Raw genomic sequence first — 14443 nt, 5'->3', positions numbered from 1 at the left:
GTTACGCGGCCTCCTGCTGCGGCGCGGGCTCGGCGGCAACCGCCTGCTGCTCGGCCACCACGATCTTGAGGTGGGAGAACCACTTCTCGATCCGGGTGGAACGGCCACGCCCACGCGCGTGGAAACGCTTCATGACGACGGCGCGGCCGACCTCGGCGCGGGACACCACCAGCTTGTCGACGTCCAGCTGGTGATTGTTCTCCGCGTTCGCGATCGCGCTTTCCAGCGTCTTCTTGACCGTGTCGGAGATCCGGCGCTTGGAGAAGGTCAGGATCGCGACCGCGTCCTGCGCCCGCCGCCCGCGGATCAGCCCCGCCGCCAGGTTCAGCTTGCGAGGGCTGACCCGGATGTTGCGGGTGACCGCCTGCGCCTCGGTCTCGGCCAGGCCACGCTCGTGCTTCGGCTTGCTCATGGCTTAGCCCCGCTTCGCCTTCTTGTCCGACGAGTGGCCGGTGAAGGTCCGCGTCGGCGAGAACTCGCCGAACTTGTGGCCCACCATGTTCTCGTTGACCTGCACGGGGATGAACTTCTTGCCGTTGTACACCCCGAAGGTCAGCCCGACGAACTGCGGCAGGATCGTGCTCCGGCGGGTCCAGATCTTGATGATCTCGTTCCGCGTAGAGTTCCGTGCCGCTTCCGCCTTGTTCAACAGGTAGCCGTCCACGAACGGCCCCTTCCATACGCTGCGCGCCATCGCCGTCAGCCCTTCGTCGCGTTGCGGCGGCGCACGATGAGGCTGTCCGTCCGCTTGTTGGTGCGGGTCTTGTAGCCCTTGGTCGGCTTGCCCCAGGGCGTCACGGGGTGACGGCCACCGGAGGTCCGGCCCTCACCACCGCCATGCGGGTGGTCGACCGGGTTCATCACCACGCCGCGGTTGTGCGGCTTGCGCCCCAGCCAGCGGGAGCGACCGGCCTTACCGAGCTGCTGGTTGCTGTTGTCCGGGTTGGACACGGCGCCGATCGACGCCATGCACTCCGCCCGCACCAGCCGCAGCTCGCCCGACATCAGCTTGACCTGCGCGTAGCCGACATCCTTGCCGACCAGCTGGCAGTAGGTGCCCGCAGAACGCGCCACCTTGCCGCCCGCACCGGCCTTCATCTCCACGTTGTGGATGATGGTGCCGACGGGGATGCCGCTCAGCGGCATGGCGTTGCCCGGCTTGATGTCCACGCGATCGCCCGCGATCACCGTATCGCCGGCCTTGAGCCGCTGCGGCGCCAGGATATAGGCGAGCTCGCCGTCCTGGTACTTCAGCAGCGCGATCCAGGCGGTGCGGTTCGGGTCATATTCCAGCCGCTCGACCGTGGCGGGCACGTTGAACTTGTCGCGCCGCTTGAAGTCGATGTAGCGGTAGGACTGCTTGTGTCCGCCGCCCCGGAACCGCACGGTGATGCGGCCATGCACGTTGCGGCCGCCCGAGTGCTTCTTGCCCTCGGTCAGCTGCTTGACGGGCGCGCCCTTCCACAGCTCGGACCGGTTCACCAGCACCGTCCCGCGAAGGGACGGGGTGATCGGGTTGAAGTTCTTCAATGCCATGGCTTACGCGAGCCCCGTCGTGAGGTCGATGGACTGGCCTTCCGCCAGCTTCACCATCGCCTTCTTCCAGTCAGAGCGCTGGCCGGGACGACCCTTGAAGCGCTTGGACTTGCCCTTCACCACCAGGGTGTTCACGGCCAGCACGTTGACCCCGAACAGGCCCTCCACCGCCGCCTTGATCTCCGGCTTGGTGGCCGTGATCGCGACCTTGAAGGTCACCTGGCTCTGCTCGTTCAGCGCCGTCGCCTTTTCCGTCACCACGGGCGAGAGGATGGTCTGGTACATCTTCTCGCGCCCGATGATCGGACGCTTGGCCTTTTCCTGCGTCTCGCTCACGCCAGCCGCTCCTTCAGGGCCTCGACGCCCGCCCGCGTCACCGCGAGCACGTCGTGCTTCAGGATGTCGTACACGTTGGCACCGACGGTCGGCATCACCTGCACCTTGGGCAGGTTGCGCGCGGCCCGGACGAAGCCTTCCTCCGGGGTCGCGTCCACCACCAGTGCACTGGTCCAGCCCAGCGCCTTGACCTGCGCGGCCAGACGGCTGGTCTTCGCCGCGTCGCCGGGCAGGTCGATGACCACCAGCTTGCCCTCGGCGGCCTTCTGGCTCAGCGCCGAGATCAGGCCGAGACGACGGACCTTCTTGTTCAGGCTGTAGCCGTGGTCGCGGACCACCGGGCCGTGCACGATCCCGCCGGTGCGGAACTGCGGCGCGCGCAGCGAGCCCTGGCGGGCGTTGCCCGTGCCCTTCTGCCGGTACGGCTTCTTGGTCGTGCCGGACACTTCGCCCATGCCCTTGACCTTGTGCGTGCCGGCCCGCCGCTTGGCGAGCTGCCACTGCACCACGCGCGCCATGATGTCGCGCCGCGGCGTCGCGCCGAACACTGCCTCGGGCAGCTCCAGCTCGCCAGCCTCGGCGTTGTCCAGGGTGATGACCTTGATCTGCATCGCTCTACGCCTCAGGCCGGATACGGCGCATCGGCGTGACGCGCGCGCTTCACGGCATCGCGCACCACGACCCAGCCACCAGTCGCGCCGGGAATGGCGCCCTTGACCAGCAGCAGCCCCTTCTCGGAGTCCACGCCCGCGATCACCAGGTTCTGGGTGGTGATGCGCTCGACACCGAGATGGCCCGCCATCTTCTTGTTCTTGAAGGTCTTGCCCGGATCCTGGCGGTTGCCCGTGGAACCGTGCGAGCGGTGCGACACGGACACGCCGTGGGTCGCTTCCAGGCCGCGGAAGTTCCAGCGCTTCATGGCGCCGGCAAAGCCCTTGCCCTTGCTCACGCCCGTCACGTCGACCTTCTGGCCCTTGACGAAATGCGCGGGGCTCAGCGTCGCACCGGTTTCCAGCACCGCGTCGGCAGCGACGCGGAACTCCACCAGCTTGGCAGGCGCTTCCACGCCGGCCTTCGCGAAGTGACCCTTGTTGGGCTTGGAGACGTTCTTCACCTTGGCCCGCCCGGCGCCGAGCTGGACGGCGACGTAGCCGTCTTTCTCCGCGGTCCGGGTCGAGACCACGCGCACCTCATCGACGTGCAACACGGTCACGGGCACGGTCGAACCGTCCTCATTGAACAGCCGGGACATGCCCAGCTTCTTGGCGATCAGGCCGGATCGGCCGTTAGTCGCGGCCATGGCTATTGTCCCCCGGCCTCAGATCTTGATTTCGACGTCCACGCCGGAGGCCAGGTCGAGCTTCATCAGCGCGTCCACGGTCTGCGGAGTGGGGTCGACGATGTCGAGCAGCCGGCGGTGCGTCCGAATCTCGAACTGCTCGCGCGACTTCTTATCGACGTGCGGAGAACGGTTCACGGTGAACCGCTCGATGTGCGTGGGCAGCGGGATAGGACCCCGCACCCGCGCGCCGGTCCGCTTCGCGGTGTTCACGATCTCCCGCGTGCTGCCATCCAGCACGCGGTGATCGAACGCCTTGAGGCGGATCCGGATGTTTTGCGCATCGGCCATGTCTGATTACACCGTGATGCTGGCGACGACGCCGGCGCCGACGGTGCGGCCACCCTCGCGGATGGCGAAGCGCAGGCCCTCATCCATGGCGATGGGGGCGATCAGCTCGACCTCCATCGACACGTTGTCGCCCGGCATCACCATCTCCACGCCCTCGGGCAGCTTCACCACGCCCGTCACGTCCGTGGTGCGGAAGTAGAACTGCGGCCGGTAGTTGGTGAAGAACGGCGTGTGCCGGCCGCCCTCTTCCTTGGTCAGCACGTAGGCCTCGGCCTTGAACTTGGCGTGCGGCTTGATCGAGCCGGGAGCCGCCAGCACCTGGCCGCGCTCCACGTCCTCGCGCTTGGTGCCGCGCAGCAGCGCGCCGATGTTGTCGCCCGCCATGCCGCTGTCCAGCAGCTTGCGGAACATCTCCACACCCGTGACCGTCGTCTTGACCGTGTCCTTCAGGCCCACGATCTCGACTTCCTCACCCACCTTGATGATCCCGCGCTCCACGCGCCCCGTCACCACCGTGCCGCGGCCGGAGATCGAGAACACGTCCTCCACCGGCATCAGGAAGGGGCGGTCCACCGCGCGCTCGGGCTGCGGGATGTAGCGGTCCACCTCGGCCATCAGCTTCAGCACCGCCTGCTCGCCGATCTCGGGCTGCTTGTCTTCCAGCGCCATCAGCGCCGAGCCCTGCACGATCGGGATGTCGTCGCCGGGGAACTGGTAGGAGGACAGCAGCTCGCGCACCTCCATCTCCACCAGCTCCAGCAGGTCGGGGTCGGCCATGTCGACCTTGTTCAGGAACACCACCAGCGCGGGCACGCCCACCTGGCGGGCCAGCAGGATGTGCTCGCGCGTCTGCGGCATCGGGCCGTCGGCGGCCGACACCACCAGGATCGCGCCGTCCATCTGCGCAGCCCCCGTGATCATGTTCTTCACGTAGTCAGCGTGGCCGGGGCAGTCCACGTGCGCGTAGTGCCGGTTGTCCGTCTCGTACTCCACGTGCGCCGTCGAGATCGTGATCCCGCGCGCACGCTCTTCCGGCGCCTTGTCGATCTGGTCGTAGGCCGTGAACGTCGCACCGCCCTTCTTCGCCAGCACCTTCGTGATCGCCGCCGTCAGCGACGTCTTGCCGTGATCCACATGCCCGATCGTGCCGATGTTGCAGTGCGGCTTCGTCCGCTCGAACTTCGCCTTCGCCATGGTCGTGTCTCTCTAAAGATCGGGGTTCTTGTTACCAGCGGTAGTGGCTGAAGGCCTTGTTGGCCTCTGCCATCCGGTGCGTGTCTTCGCGCTTCTTGACGGCCGTGCCGCGGTTGTTGGCCGCGTCCATCAGCTCGCCCGAAAGGCGTTCTTCCATGGTGCTCTCGCCGCGCTTGCGCGCGCTGTCGATCAGCCACCGGATCGCCAGCGCCTGGCGCCGCTCCGGCCGCACCTCGACGGGCACCTGGTAGGTCGCGCCGCCGACGCGGCGGGAGCGCACTTCCACGGCCGGCTTCACGTTGTCCATCGCCTCGTGGAACACGCGCAGCGGGTCGGCCTGCGGGCCGGCGCGACGCTTCAGCGTGTCCATCGCCGCGTAGACGATGCCCTCGGCGGTGCTCTTCTTGCCGTCGTACATCAGCACGTTCATGAAACGGCTGAGCACGATGTCGCCGAACTTCGGGTCCGGCAGGACTTCACGCTTCTCGGCGCGGTGACGACGCGACATTCCTCTACTTCCTCACTTCGGCCGCTTGGCGCCGTACAGCGACCGGCGCTGACGACGCTTGGCGATGCCCTGCGTGTCCAGCACGCCGCGCAGAATGTGGTAGCGCACGCCCGGAAGGTCCTTCACGCGGCCGCCACGGATCAGGACCACGGAGTGTTCCTGCAGGTTGTGCCCCTCACCGGGGATGTAGCTCACCACTTCGTAGCCGTTGGTGAGGCGAACCTTGGCCACCTTACGAAGCGCGGAGTTCGGCTTCTTCGGCGTCGTGGTGTAGACGCGCGTGCACACGCCCCGCTTCTGCGGGCAGCCCTGCAGCGCCGGCACCTTGTTGCGGCTCGGCTTCGGCTCGCGCCCCTGGGCGATGAGCTGATTGATGGTCGGCATGACGCCCCTTCGTGAACCCGTCCCGGAGGCCGCCAGCCCTCGCCATGCGAGCGGGCCCGAGACGGGCGCGTTTCCGCACCCTTCGGGCCACCGTCTCACCCCCGGCCTCGGGCCCCGAAACGTTGGGGCCGGTACCGGCGACGCAGAGCTGTCGTCCAAGAACACTTTTTGAGGACCGAAGCCCCCGTCGAGGGGCGGAGACCTACGCCTCCCCCCCTTCCGAGTCAAGCGCGAACGCTCTCCTAAACGAAAGGCCGGAACCCGAAGGTTCCGGCCCTGTCATGCGTGCGGCGCAGGGCCGCACGCAGCAGCGAAAACAGCGGCTTATTCGGCCGCCTGCTGGTCCCCGGCACCGGGCAGCGCCGGGGTGGCGACCGGCAGCCGTCCCTTGTCCTTCTGCGCCGCCAGGCCACGCAGCGTGTTCATCACGGAACCCGTACCCGCCGGGATCAGGCGCCCGACGATGACGTTCTCCTTCAGCCCCGCCAGCGTGTCGATCTTGCCCGCCACGGCGGCCTCGGTCAGCACGCGGGTGGTCTCCTGGAAGGAGGCCGCGGAGATGAAGGAGTTGGTCTGCAGCGACGCCTTGGTGATGCCCTGCAGCACCGGCTCGGCCCGGGCGGGCCGCTCCTTAGCTTCCAGGCGACGGTCGTTCTCCTGCTCGAACTCGATCCGGTCCACCTGCTCCCCGATCAGGTAGGTGGTGTCGCCCGGCTCCAGGACCTCGACCTTCTGCAGCATCTGGCGAACGATCACCTCGATGTGCTTGTCGTTGATCTTCACGCCCTGCAGTCGATAGACGTCCTGGATCTCGTTCACCAGGTAGTTGGCCAGCGCCTCGACGCCGAGCACCCGCAGGATGTCGTGCGGGACGCGCGGCCCGTCCACCAGCGGATCGCCCGCCTTGACGTAGTCGCCTTCCTGCACCGACACGTGCTTGCCCTTCGGCACGAGGTACTCGCGCTCGATCGGCGGCTCGCCCTCGGGCACGTCGGCCTTCACCACGATCCGGCGCTTGGCCTTGTAGTCCTTGCCGAACTCCACCCGCCCGTCGATGTCGGAGATGATCGCCGCGTCCTTGGGACGACGCGCCTCAAACAGCTCCGCCACCCGCGGCAGACCGCCGGTGATGTCGCGGGTCTTGGACGATTCGCGCGGCAGCCGGGCGATGACGTCGCCCGCGTGCACGGAGTTCCCGTTATCCGCCGACAGGATGGTGTCGGGGCTCAGGAAGTACCGGGCCTCGGCGCCGTTGGGCAGCTTCACCACGTTGCCGCGCTCGTCCTTCAGCAGCAGCCGGGGACGCAGCTCGGCACCCTTGGCGCCCTGCTTATAGTCCACCACCACCTTGGAGGAGAGCCCGGTCACTTCGTCCGTGCGCTCGACCAGGGTGATGCCCTCGATCAGGTCGGCATACTCCACCGTGCCGTTCTGCTCGGTGATGATCGGCAGGGTGAAGGGGTCCCATTCCGCCAGCTTCTGCCCGCGCGTGACCTGCGCGCCCTCCTCCGTCAGGATTCGGGCACCGTAGGGCACGCGGAACCGTGCGCGCTCGCGGCCCTGGGCGTCGATCAGCGCGACCTCGCAGTTGCGGCTCATCACCACCGGGTTGCCCTGGCTGTTCTGCACCAGGGCGAGGTTGGTGATGCGCACCGTGGCGTCGGTCGTGGCCTCCACCGCCGACTGCTCCGCCCCGCGCTGGGCGGCGCCGCCGATGTGGAAGGTCCGCATGGTCAGCTGCGTACCCGGCTCGCCGATGGACTGCGCCGCGATCACGCCGACCGCCTCGCCCACGTTGACCGGGGTGCCGCGCGCCAGGTCACGGCCGTAGCAATGGCCGCAGACGCCCACGCCCGCCTCGCAGGTCAGCACCGAGCGGATATAAACCTCCTCGACGCCAGCCTTCTCGATGCGGTCAGCCTCGGCCTCCTCCACCAGCGTGTTGCGCGCCGCGACCACAGCCCCGCTTTCCGGGTCCACCACGTCGCGCTGGATGGTGCGGCCCAGGATGCGCTCGCTCAGCGAGGACACCACCTCGCCGCCGTCCAGCACCGCGCGAACGGTGATGCCGCGCTCGGTGCCGCAGTCATTGGCGACGATGATGCAGTCCTGCGCCACGTCCACCAGACGGCGGGTCAGGTAGCCGGAGTTCGCCGTCTTCAGCGCCGTATCGGCCAGGCCCTTCCGGGCACCGTGCGTGGAGTTGAAGTACTCCAGCACGCTCAGGCCTTCCTTGAAGTTGGCGATGATCGGCTGCTCGATGATCTCGCCCGAGGGCTTGGCCATCAGGCCGCGCATGCCGGCAAGCTGGCGCATCTGCGCCGGCGAACCGCGGGCACCGGAATGCGACATCATCCACACGGAGTTGGTGGGCTTGCCCGCCTCCTGCCGCGAGATCTCCTTCATCATCGCGCCGGCGACCTCCTCGGTCGCGCGCGACCAGGCGTCCACCACCTTGTTGTAACGCTCGCCCGCGGTGATCAGGCCGTCGAGGTACTGCTGCTCGAACTCCTTCACCTCGTTCTTGGTGCGATCGATCATCCCGCCCTTGGAGGCCGGGATCATCATGTCGTCCTTGCCGAAGGAGATGCCGGCCTTGGCCGCATTCCGGAAGCCCAGCCCCATCAGCCGGTCGGCGAAGATCACCGATTCCTTCTGGCCGCAGTGACGGTACACCGCGTCCATCACGTCGGAGATGGTCTTCTTGGTCAGCTGCCGGTTGATCAGCGAGTAGGGCACCGCGTGGTGCAGCGGCAGCAGCGCGCCCATCATCATGCGGCCGGCCGTGGTGGCCACCCGCTCCGTCCGCACCTTGCCTTCCGCGTCCACCGCCTGGCGGCGCGCGCGGATCTTGGAGTGCAGCGTGATGTGGCCGGCGGCCAGCGCCTGCTCGATCTCGCCCATGTCGGAGAAGGCCGGGGCCTTCTGCTCATCGGCCTCGCGGTACTCCGGCGTCTCGAGGCTGAGGTAGTACAGCCCGAGCACGATGTCCTGCGACGGCACGATGATCGGCTTGCCGTTCGCGGGGCTGAGGATGTTGTTGGTGGACATCATCAGCACGCGCGCTTCCAGCTGGGCCTCGAGGCTCAGCGGGACGTGCACAGCCATCTGGTCGCCGTCGAAGTCCGCGTTGAAGGCGGTGCAGACCAGCGGGTGCAGCTGGATCGCCTTGCCCTCGACCAGGATCGGCTCGAAGGCCTGGATGCCCAGCCGGTGCAGCGTCGGCGCCCGGTTCAGCATCACCGGGTGCTCGCGGATCACCTCCTCCAGGATGTCCCAAACCTCGGGACGCTCCTTCTCCACCATCCGCTTGGCGGCCTTGATGGTCGTGGCGTGACCGTACTTCTCGAGCTTCGAGTAGATGAACGGCTTGAACAGCTCCAGCGCCATCTTCTTCGGCAGGCCGCACTGGTGCAGCTTCAGCTCGGGACCCACCACGATCACCGAACGGCCCGAGTAGTCGACGCGCTTGCCCAGCAGGTTCTGCCGGAACCGACCCTGCTTGCCCTTCAGCATGTCGCTCAGCGACTTCAGCGGCCGCTTGTTGGCGCCCGTGATCGCCCGGCCGCGACGGCCGTTGTCGAACAGCGCGTCCACCGCTTCCTGCAGCATGCGCTTCTCGTTGCGCACGATGATGTCGGGCGCGCGCAGCTCGATCAGCCGCTTCAACCGGTTGTTGCGGTTGATGACGCGGCGGTACAGGTCATTGAGGTCGGAGGTCGCGAAGCGGCCGCCGTCCAGCGGCACCAGCGGGCGCAGCTCGGGCGGGATCACCGGCACGACGTCCAGGATCATCCAGTCCGGGCGCGCGCCACCCTCGGCGAAGCTCTCGATTAGCTTCAGCCGCTTCACCAGCTTCTTGCGCTTGGCCTCGGAGGTCGTCTCCTTCAGCTCGGCGCGCAGCCGGGTGCTCTCCTTACCCAGCTCGATGCCGGTCAGCATCTGCTTCACGGCCTCGGCACCGATGCCGACGGAGAAGGCGTCCTCGCCGAACTCGTCCTGCTTGTCCTGGAACTGGTCCTCGGTCAGCAGCTGGTGCAGCTTGAGATCGGTCAGGCCCGGCTCGAGAACCACGTAGCTCTCGAAGTACAGGACCTTCTCCAGCTCCTTCAGCGACATGTCGACCATCAGGCCGACGCGCGAGGGCAGCGACTTCATGAACCAGATATGCGCGACGGGGGAGGCCAGCTCGATGTGGCCCATGCGCTCGCGGCGCACCTTGGCCAGCGTCACCTCGACGCCGCACTTCTCGCAAATGATGCCGCGGAACTTCATCCGCTTGTACTTGCCGCACAGGCACTCGTAGTCCTTGATGGGACCGAAGATGCGCGCGCAGAACAGCCCGTCCCGCTCCGGCTTGAAGGTGCGGTAGTTGATCGTCTCGGGCTTCTTGATCTCACCGTAGCTCCAGGAGCGGATCTGCTCCGGGGAGGCGATGGTGATCTTGATCTGGTCGAAGGTCACAGCCTGGCCGGTCTGGCCAAGGATCTTCATCAGCTCGTTCATGGGGCCTTCCTTCTCGTCCAGCCTGCGACGCCCTCCCCTCCTGCGAGGGTTGCGGCACCGCGCGTATCAGCGGCCGGCCCCGCTGGTGTGGGGCCGGCGCGATCCTCAGGAAATCAGTTGCCGCGGGTTTCGAGGTCCACGTTCAGGCCCAGGGACTTCAGCTCCTTGGTCAGAACGTTGAAGCTCTCGGGGATGCCGGCCTCGAAGCTGTCCTGGTCGCGGACGATCGCCTCGTAGACCTTGGTGCGGCCGGACACGTCGTCCGACTTCACCGTCAGCATCTCCTGCAGCGTGTAGGCGGCGCCGTAGGCTTCCAGCGCCCAGACCTCCATCTCGCCGAAGCGCTGGCCGCCGAACTGCGCCTTGCCGCCCAGCGGCTGCTGCGTGACCAGCGAGTAGGGGCCGATCGACCGCGCGTGGATCTTGTCGTCCACCAGGTGGTGCAGCTTGAGCATGTAGATGTAGCCCACCGTCACCTTGCGTTCGAACAGCTCGCCCGAACGCCCGTCGATCAGCTGCATCTGGCCCGACGACTCCAGCCCCGCCTTGCCCAGCATCTCCTCGATGTCGGAGATGCGGGCGCCGTCGAACACCGGCGTCGCGATGGGAATGCCCTTGCTCAGGTTGTCGCCCAGCTCGATCAGCTGCTCCTCGGTCATGTTGGCGACCTGCTCGTCCACGATCTCGTCGCCGTAGATCTCGCGCAGCTTCGCCACCAGCGCCTCGCGGGCTGCCCCGGCGCGACGGTAGTCGTCCACCAGCTCGCCCACCTGGCGGCCCAGGTTGGCGCAGGCCCAGCCCAGGTGTGTCTCGAGGATCTGGCCGATGTTCATGCGCGACGGCACGCCCAGCGGGTTCAGCACTAGGTCCACCGCGCGCCCGTCCTCAAGGAACGGCATGTCCTCGATGGGCACCACGCGCGACACCACGCCCTTGTTGCCGTGACGGCCGGCCATCTTGTCGCCCGGCTGCAGCTTCCGCTTCACCGCGACGAAGACCTTGACCATCTTCATCACGCCGGGCGGCAGCTCGTCGCCGCGCTGCAGCTTCTCGACCTTGCTCTCGAAGCGCTTCTGCAGGCGCTCGACAGCCGCGTCGAACTCGCGCTTCAGCGCCTCAATCTCGGCCATCGCGGCGTCGTCCGCCACGCCGATCTGCCGCCAGGTCGCCTTGTTGAACTCGTTCAGCACCTCGTCGGTGATGACCGTGCCCGACTTGACGCCCTTGAAGCCGCCGGAAGCCTTGCGGTTCAGCAGCCGCTCGCGCAGGCGCGAGTGGAAGCTCCGCTCCTGGATGGCCCGCTCGTCGTCGCGGTCCTTGGCCAGGCGCTCGATCTCAGCGCGCTCGATTGCCATGGCGCGCTCGTCCTTGTCCACGCCGCGGCGGGAGAACACCCGCACGTCGACGATGGTGCCGGACACGCCGGGCGGCAGGCGCAGCGAGGTATCGCGCACGTCCGACGCCTTCTCGCCGAAGATGGCGCGGAGCAGCTTCTCCTCCGGCGTCATCGGGCTCTCGCCCTTGGGCGTCACCTTGCCCACCAGGATGTCGCCCGGGTTCACCTCGGCGCCGATGTAGACGATGCCGGCCTCGTCTAGGTTGCGCAGCGCCTCCTCGCCGACATTCGGGATGTCGCGGGTGATCTCCTCCTGGCCCAGCTTGGTGTCGCGGGCCATCACCTCGAACTCGTCGATGTGGATCGACGTGAACACGTCGTCCTGCGCGATCCGCTCGGAGATGAGGATCGAGTCCTCGAAGTTGTAGCCGTTCCAGGGCATGAAGGCGCACATCACGTTGCGCCCCAGCGCCAGCTCGCCCAGCTCCGTGCTCGGGCCGTCGGCGATGATGTCGCCGGCCACCACGCGGTCGCCCACCTTCACCAGCGGGCGCTGGTTGATGCAGGTGCTCTGGTTGGAGCGCTGGAACTTGCGCAGCCGATAGATGTCCACGCCCCGCGTCGTGCCGTCCTCGGCGGACGCCCGCACCACGATGCGCGCGCCGTCGATGCTGTCGATCACGCCGTCGCGCTTGGCCACGATGGTCGCGCCGGAGTCCCGCGCCACCGCGGCCTCCATGCCCGTGCCCACCAGCGGCGCGTCGGACTTCACCAGCGGCACGGCCTGCCGCATCATGTTGGAGCCCATCAGCGCGCGGTTGGCGTCGTCGTTCTCCAGGAACGGGATCAGCGCCGCGGCCACGGACACGAGCTGCTTCGGCGACACGTCGATCGCCGTCACCTCCTCGGGCTTCACCAGGCGGAAGTCGCCGCCCTGGCGCACGCTCACCAGGTCGGAACGGAACTGGCCGCTCTCGCGATCCACGTCCGCGTCGGCCTGCGCGACGACGAGCTTCTCCTCCTCCATCGCCGACAGGTAGCGCGGCGCGCCGACGATCTTGCCGTCCTGCACCATCTGGTACGGCGTCTCGATGAAGCCGTACTTGTTCACCTTGGCGAAGGTCGCGAGGCTGTTGATCAGGCCGATGTTCGGGCCTTCCGGCGTCTCGATCGGGCAGATGCGGCCGTAATGTGTCGGGTGCACGTCGCGCACCTCGAAGCCGGCACGCTCACGGGTCAGACCGCCCGGGCCCAGGGCCGAAAGGCGACGCTTGTGCGTCACTTCCGACAGCGGGTTGGTCTGGTCCATGAACTGGCTCAGCTGCGAGGAGCCGAAGAACTCCCGCACCGCCGCCGCCGCCGGCTTCGCGTTGATCAGGTCGTGGGGCATCACGGTGTCGATGTCGACCGACCCCATGCGCTCCTTGATCGCGCGCTCCATCCGCAGCAGGCCGACGCGGTACTGGTTCTCCATCAGCTCGCCGACCGAACGCACCCGGCGGTTGCCGAGGTTGTCGATGTCGTCAATCTGGCCCTTGCCGTCCTTCAGCTCCAGCAGGGTGCGCACGGTGGCCAGGATGTCGGCCTTGCGCAGCGTGCGCTGCGTGTCCGGCACGTCGTCCAGCTTGAAGCCCAGGCGCATGTTCATCTTCACGCGGCCCACGGCAGACAGGTCGTAGCGCTCGCCGTCGAAGAACAGCCCGCGGAACAGCGTCTCGGCCGTTTCGGGGGTCGGCGGCTCGCCCGGGCGCATCACCCGGTAGATGTCCATCAGCGCTTCGTCGCGGTTGGTGGCCTTGTCCACCGCCAGCGTGTTGCGCATCCACGGCCCCACGGACTGGTCGATCGCCAGCGTCGGCAGCTTGTCGTAGCCGGCCGCCTCGATCGCCGCGAGCTTGGGCTCGGTCAGCTCGTCGCCGGCCTCGGCGTGGATCTCGCCGGTGGTGTAGTCCACCAGGTCCTCGGCCACGAAGCGGCCCAGCAGGTCGGGACGACCCACCAGCACCTCCTTGGTGCCCTCCTCGGCGATCTTGCGGGCCACGCGCGGCGTCAGCTTGGTGTCCTTGGCGGCCACCACCTTGCCGCTCTCGGCGTCCACCATGTCTTCCAGCAGCTTCACGCCGCGGAAGCTTTCCGGCTGGAACGGCCGCGACCAGCCCTTCGGACCGCGCGAGAACATCACGGTGCCGTAGAAGGTCCGCAGGATCTCCTCGGCGTCCATGCCGCGCACCTCGCCCGGCTCCAGAGGCGTGGCGCCACGCTCGGCGCGCAGCTTCTCCGTCGCCTCGCTGTCGAGGGCGTAGAGCAGCGTCGTCGCCGGCAGCTTCCGCTTGCGGTCGATGCGGACGTAGCAGATGTCCTTGGCGTCGAACTCGAAGTCCAGCCACGAGCCGCGGTAGGGGATCACCCGCGCCGCGAAGAGGTACTTGCCCGAGGAGTGGGTCTTGCCCTTGTCGTGGTCGAAGAACACGCCCGGCGAGCGGTGCATCTGCGACACGATGACGCGCTCGGTGCCGTTGATGATGAAGGTGCCGTTGTCCGTCATCAGGGGCATGTCGCCCATGTAGACGTCCTGCTCCTTGATATCGCGGACCGAGCGGGAGCCGGTGTCCTCGTCGATATCCCACACGATCAGGCGCAGGCGCACCTTCAGCGGCGCGGCGAAAGTCAGCCCGCGCTGCATGCACTCCTCGACGTCGTACTTCGGCTCTTCCAGCTCGTACTGCACGAACTCCAACCGGCCGCGGCCGGCGAAGTCGTCGATCGGGAACACCGAGCGGAACACTTCCTGCAGCCCATTCTGCACCCGTACGTCCGGGTCCACGCCCATCTGCAGGAAAGCTTCGTAGGAGGCGCGCTGGACATCGATGAGGTTGGGCATCGGCGCCACTTCGGGCAGGCGCCCGAAGGACTTGCGGATGCGCTTCCGGTTGGTGAGGCCCTTGCCCTCGAACGGCTTTCCGATAGCGTTCATGCGCGCCTTGCTTCCTTCTCTACTCCGGCCGGCCGGTGC

12 protein-coding genes are annotated in these 14443 nt (G+C 67.5%); all 12 read right to left on the bottom strand.

The features are described 5' to 3' along the window. Window position 1: 1 nt before the first annotated feature. The 12 genes from rplV to rpoB all read right to left on the bottom strand — a co-directional run bounded on the left by rplV (window position 2) and on the right by rpoB (window position 14404). Complete coding sequence (gene rplV / locus ACLIBK_RS11360) at window positions 2–412, bottom strand: 50S ribosomal protein L22 (RefSeq protein ID WP_415387362.1); 411 nt, start codon at window positions 410–412, stop codon at window positions 2–4. Between the two features lie 3 nt (window positions 413–415). After that, window positions 416–694 carry a 30S ribosomal protein S19 gene (gene rpsS / locus ACLIBK_RS11355; RefSeq protein WP_415387361.1) on the bottom strand — a complete coding sequence of 93 codons (279 nt, stop codon included), beginning with the start codon at window positions 692–694 and terminating at the stop codon, window positions 416–418. A gap of 5 nt (window positions 695–699) precedes the next feature. Next, the gene (gene rplB / locus ACLIBK_RS11350) at window positions 700–1536 is read right to left on the bottom strand and encodes a 50S ribosomal protein L2 (protein ID WP_415387360.1); all 837 of its coding nucleotides are present in this window, start codon (window positions 1534–1536) and stop codon (window positions 700–702) included. A gap of 3 nt (window positions 1537–1539) precedes the next feature. Continuing rightward, entirely contained in the window at window positions 1540–1836 is a 297-nt protein-coding gene (locus ACLIBK_RS11345) for a 50S ribosomal protein L23 (RefSeq protein WP_415387420.1), read from the bottom strand. A gap of 32 nt (window positions 1837–1868) precedes the next feature. Next, window positions 1869–2483, bottom strand: a complete 615-nt coding sequence (rplD, locus tag ACLIBK_RS11340; protein WP_415387359.1) for a 50S ribosomal protein L4 — start codon at window positions 2481–2483, stop codon at window positions 1869–1871. 11 nt (window positions 2484–2494) lie between these two features. Further along, on the bottom strand, window positions 2495–3172 hold the full coding sequence (gene rplC, locus ACLIBK_RS11335; RefSeq protein WP_415387358.1) for a 50S ribosomal protein L3: 678 nt from the start codon (window positions 3170–3172) through the stop codon (window positions 2495–2497). 18 nt (window positions 3173–3190) lie between these two features. Further along, window positions 3191–3502 (bottom strand): 30S ribosomal protein S10, encoded by a 312-nt coding sequence (gene rpsJ, locus ACLIBK_RS11330; RefSeq protein ID WP_019459503.1) that lies wholly within the window; start codon window positions 3500–3502, stop codon window positions 3191–3193. A 6-nt stretch (window positions 3503–3508) separates the two neighbouring features. Continuing rightward, complete coding sequence (gene tuf, locus ACLIBK_RS11325; RefSeq protein WP_415387357.1) at window positions 3509–4696, bottom strand: elongation factor Tu; 1188 nt, start codon at window positions 4694–4696, stop codon at window positions 3509–3511. A gap of 31 nt (window positions 4697–4727) precedes the next feature. Then, window positions 4728–5204 (bottom strand): 30S ribosomal protein S7, encoded by a 477-nt coding sequence (gene rpsG / locus ACLIBK_RS11320; protein WP_415387356.1) that lies wholly within the window; start codon window positions 5202–5204, stop codon window positions 4728–4730. Window positions 5205–5216: 12 nt separating this feature from the next. Beyond that, window positions 5217–5588, bottom strand: coding sequence for a 30S ribosomal protein S12 (gene rpsL, locus ACLIBK_RS11315; protein WP_019462398.1), 372 nt, complete (start codon window positions 5586–5588; stop codon window positions 5217–5219). Between the two features lie 324 nt (window positions 5589–5912). Further along, window positions 5913–10094: a DNA-directed RNA polymerase subunit beta' gene (gene rpoC, locus ACLIBK_RS11310; RefSeq protein WP_415387355.1), complete on the bottom strand. Its 4182-nt coding sequence runs from the start codon at window positions 10092–10094 to the stop codon at window positions 5913–5915. A 113-nt stretch (window positions 10095–10207) separates the two neighbouring features. Beyond that, window positions 10208–14404 carry a DNA-directed RNA polymerase subunit beta gene (rpoB, locus tag ACLIBK_RS11305; protein ID WP_415387354.1) on the bottom strand — a complete coding sequence of 1399 codons (4197 nt, stop codon included), beginning with the start codon at window positions 14402–14404 and terminating at the stop codon, window positions 10208–10210. Window positions 14405–14443: the final 39 nt, after the last annotated feature.

This window comes from Roseomonas sp. BN140053 (assembly GCF_047690175.1).
Lineage (GTDB): Bacteria > Pseudomonadota > Alphaproteobacteria > Acetobacterales > Acetobacteraceae > Roseomonas.
The sequence above is the reverse complement of the archived record's forward strand: the minus strand, read 5'-3'. Positions and strand labels throughout refer to the sequence as shown.

Coding starts and splice junctions, on each gene's coding strand:
- rplV (WP_415387362.1), bottom strand. CDS start 412: ATGAGCAAGCCGAAGCACGAGCGTGGCCTGGCCGAGACCGAGGCGCAG.
- rpsS (WP_415387361.1), bottom strand. CDS start 694: ATGGCGCGCAGCGTATGGAAGGGGCCGTTCGTGGACGGCTACCTGTTG.
- rplB (WP_415387360.1), bottom strand. CDS start 1,536: ATGGCATTGAAGAACTTCAACCCGATCACCCCGTCCCTTCGCGGGACG.
- rplD (WP_415387359.1), bottom strand. CDS start 2,483: ATGCAGATCAAGGTCATCACCCTGGACAACGCCGAGGCTGGCGAGCTG.
- rplC (WP_415387358.1), bottom strand. CDS start 3,172: ATGGCCGCGACTAACGGCCGATCCGGCCTGATCGCCAAGAAGCTGGGC.
- rpsJ (WP_019459503.1), bottom strand. CDS start 3,502: ATGGCCGATGCGCAAAACATCCGGATCCGCCTCAAGGCGTTCGATCAC.
- tuf (WP_415387357.1), bottom strand. CDS start 4,696: ATGGCGAAGGCGAAGTTCGAGCGGACGAAGCCGCACTGCAACATCGGC.
- rpsG (WP_415387356.1), bottom strand. CDS start 5,204: ATGTCGCGTCGTCACCGCGCCGAGAAGCGTGAAGTCCTGCCGGACCCG.
- rpsL (WP_019462398.1), bottom strand. CDS start 5,588: ATGCCGACCATCAATCAGCTCATCGCCCAGGGGCGCGAGCCGAAGCCG.
- rpoC (WP_415387355.1), bottom strand. CDS start 10,094: ATGAACGAGCTGATGAAGATCCTTGGCCAGACCGGCCAGGCTGTGACC.
- rpoB (WP_415387354.1), bottom strand. CDS start 14,404: ATGAACGCTATCGGAAAGCCGTTCGAGGGCAAGGGCCTCACCAACCGG.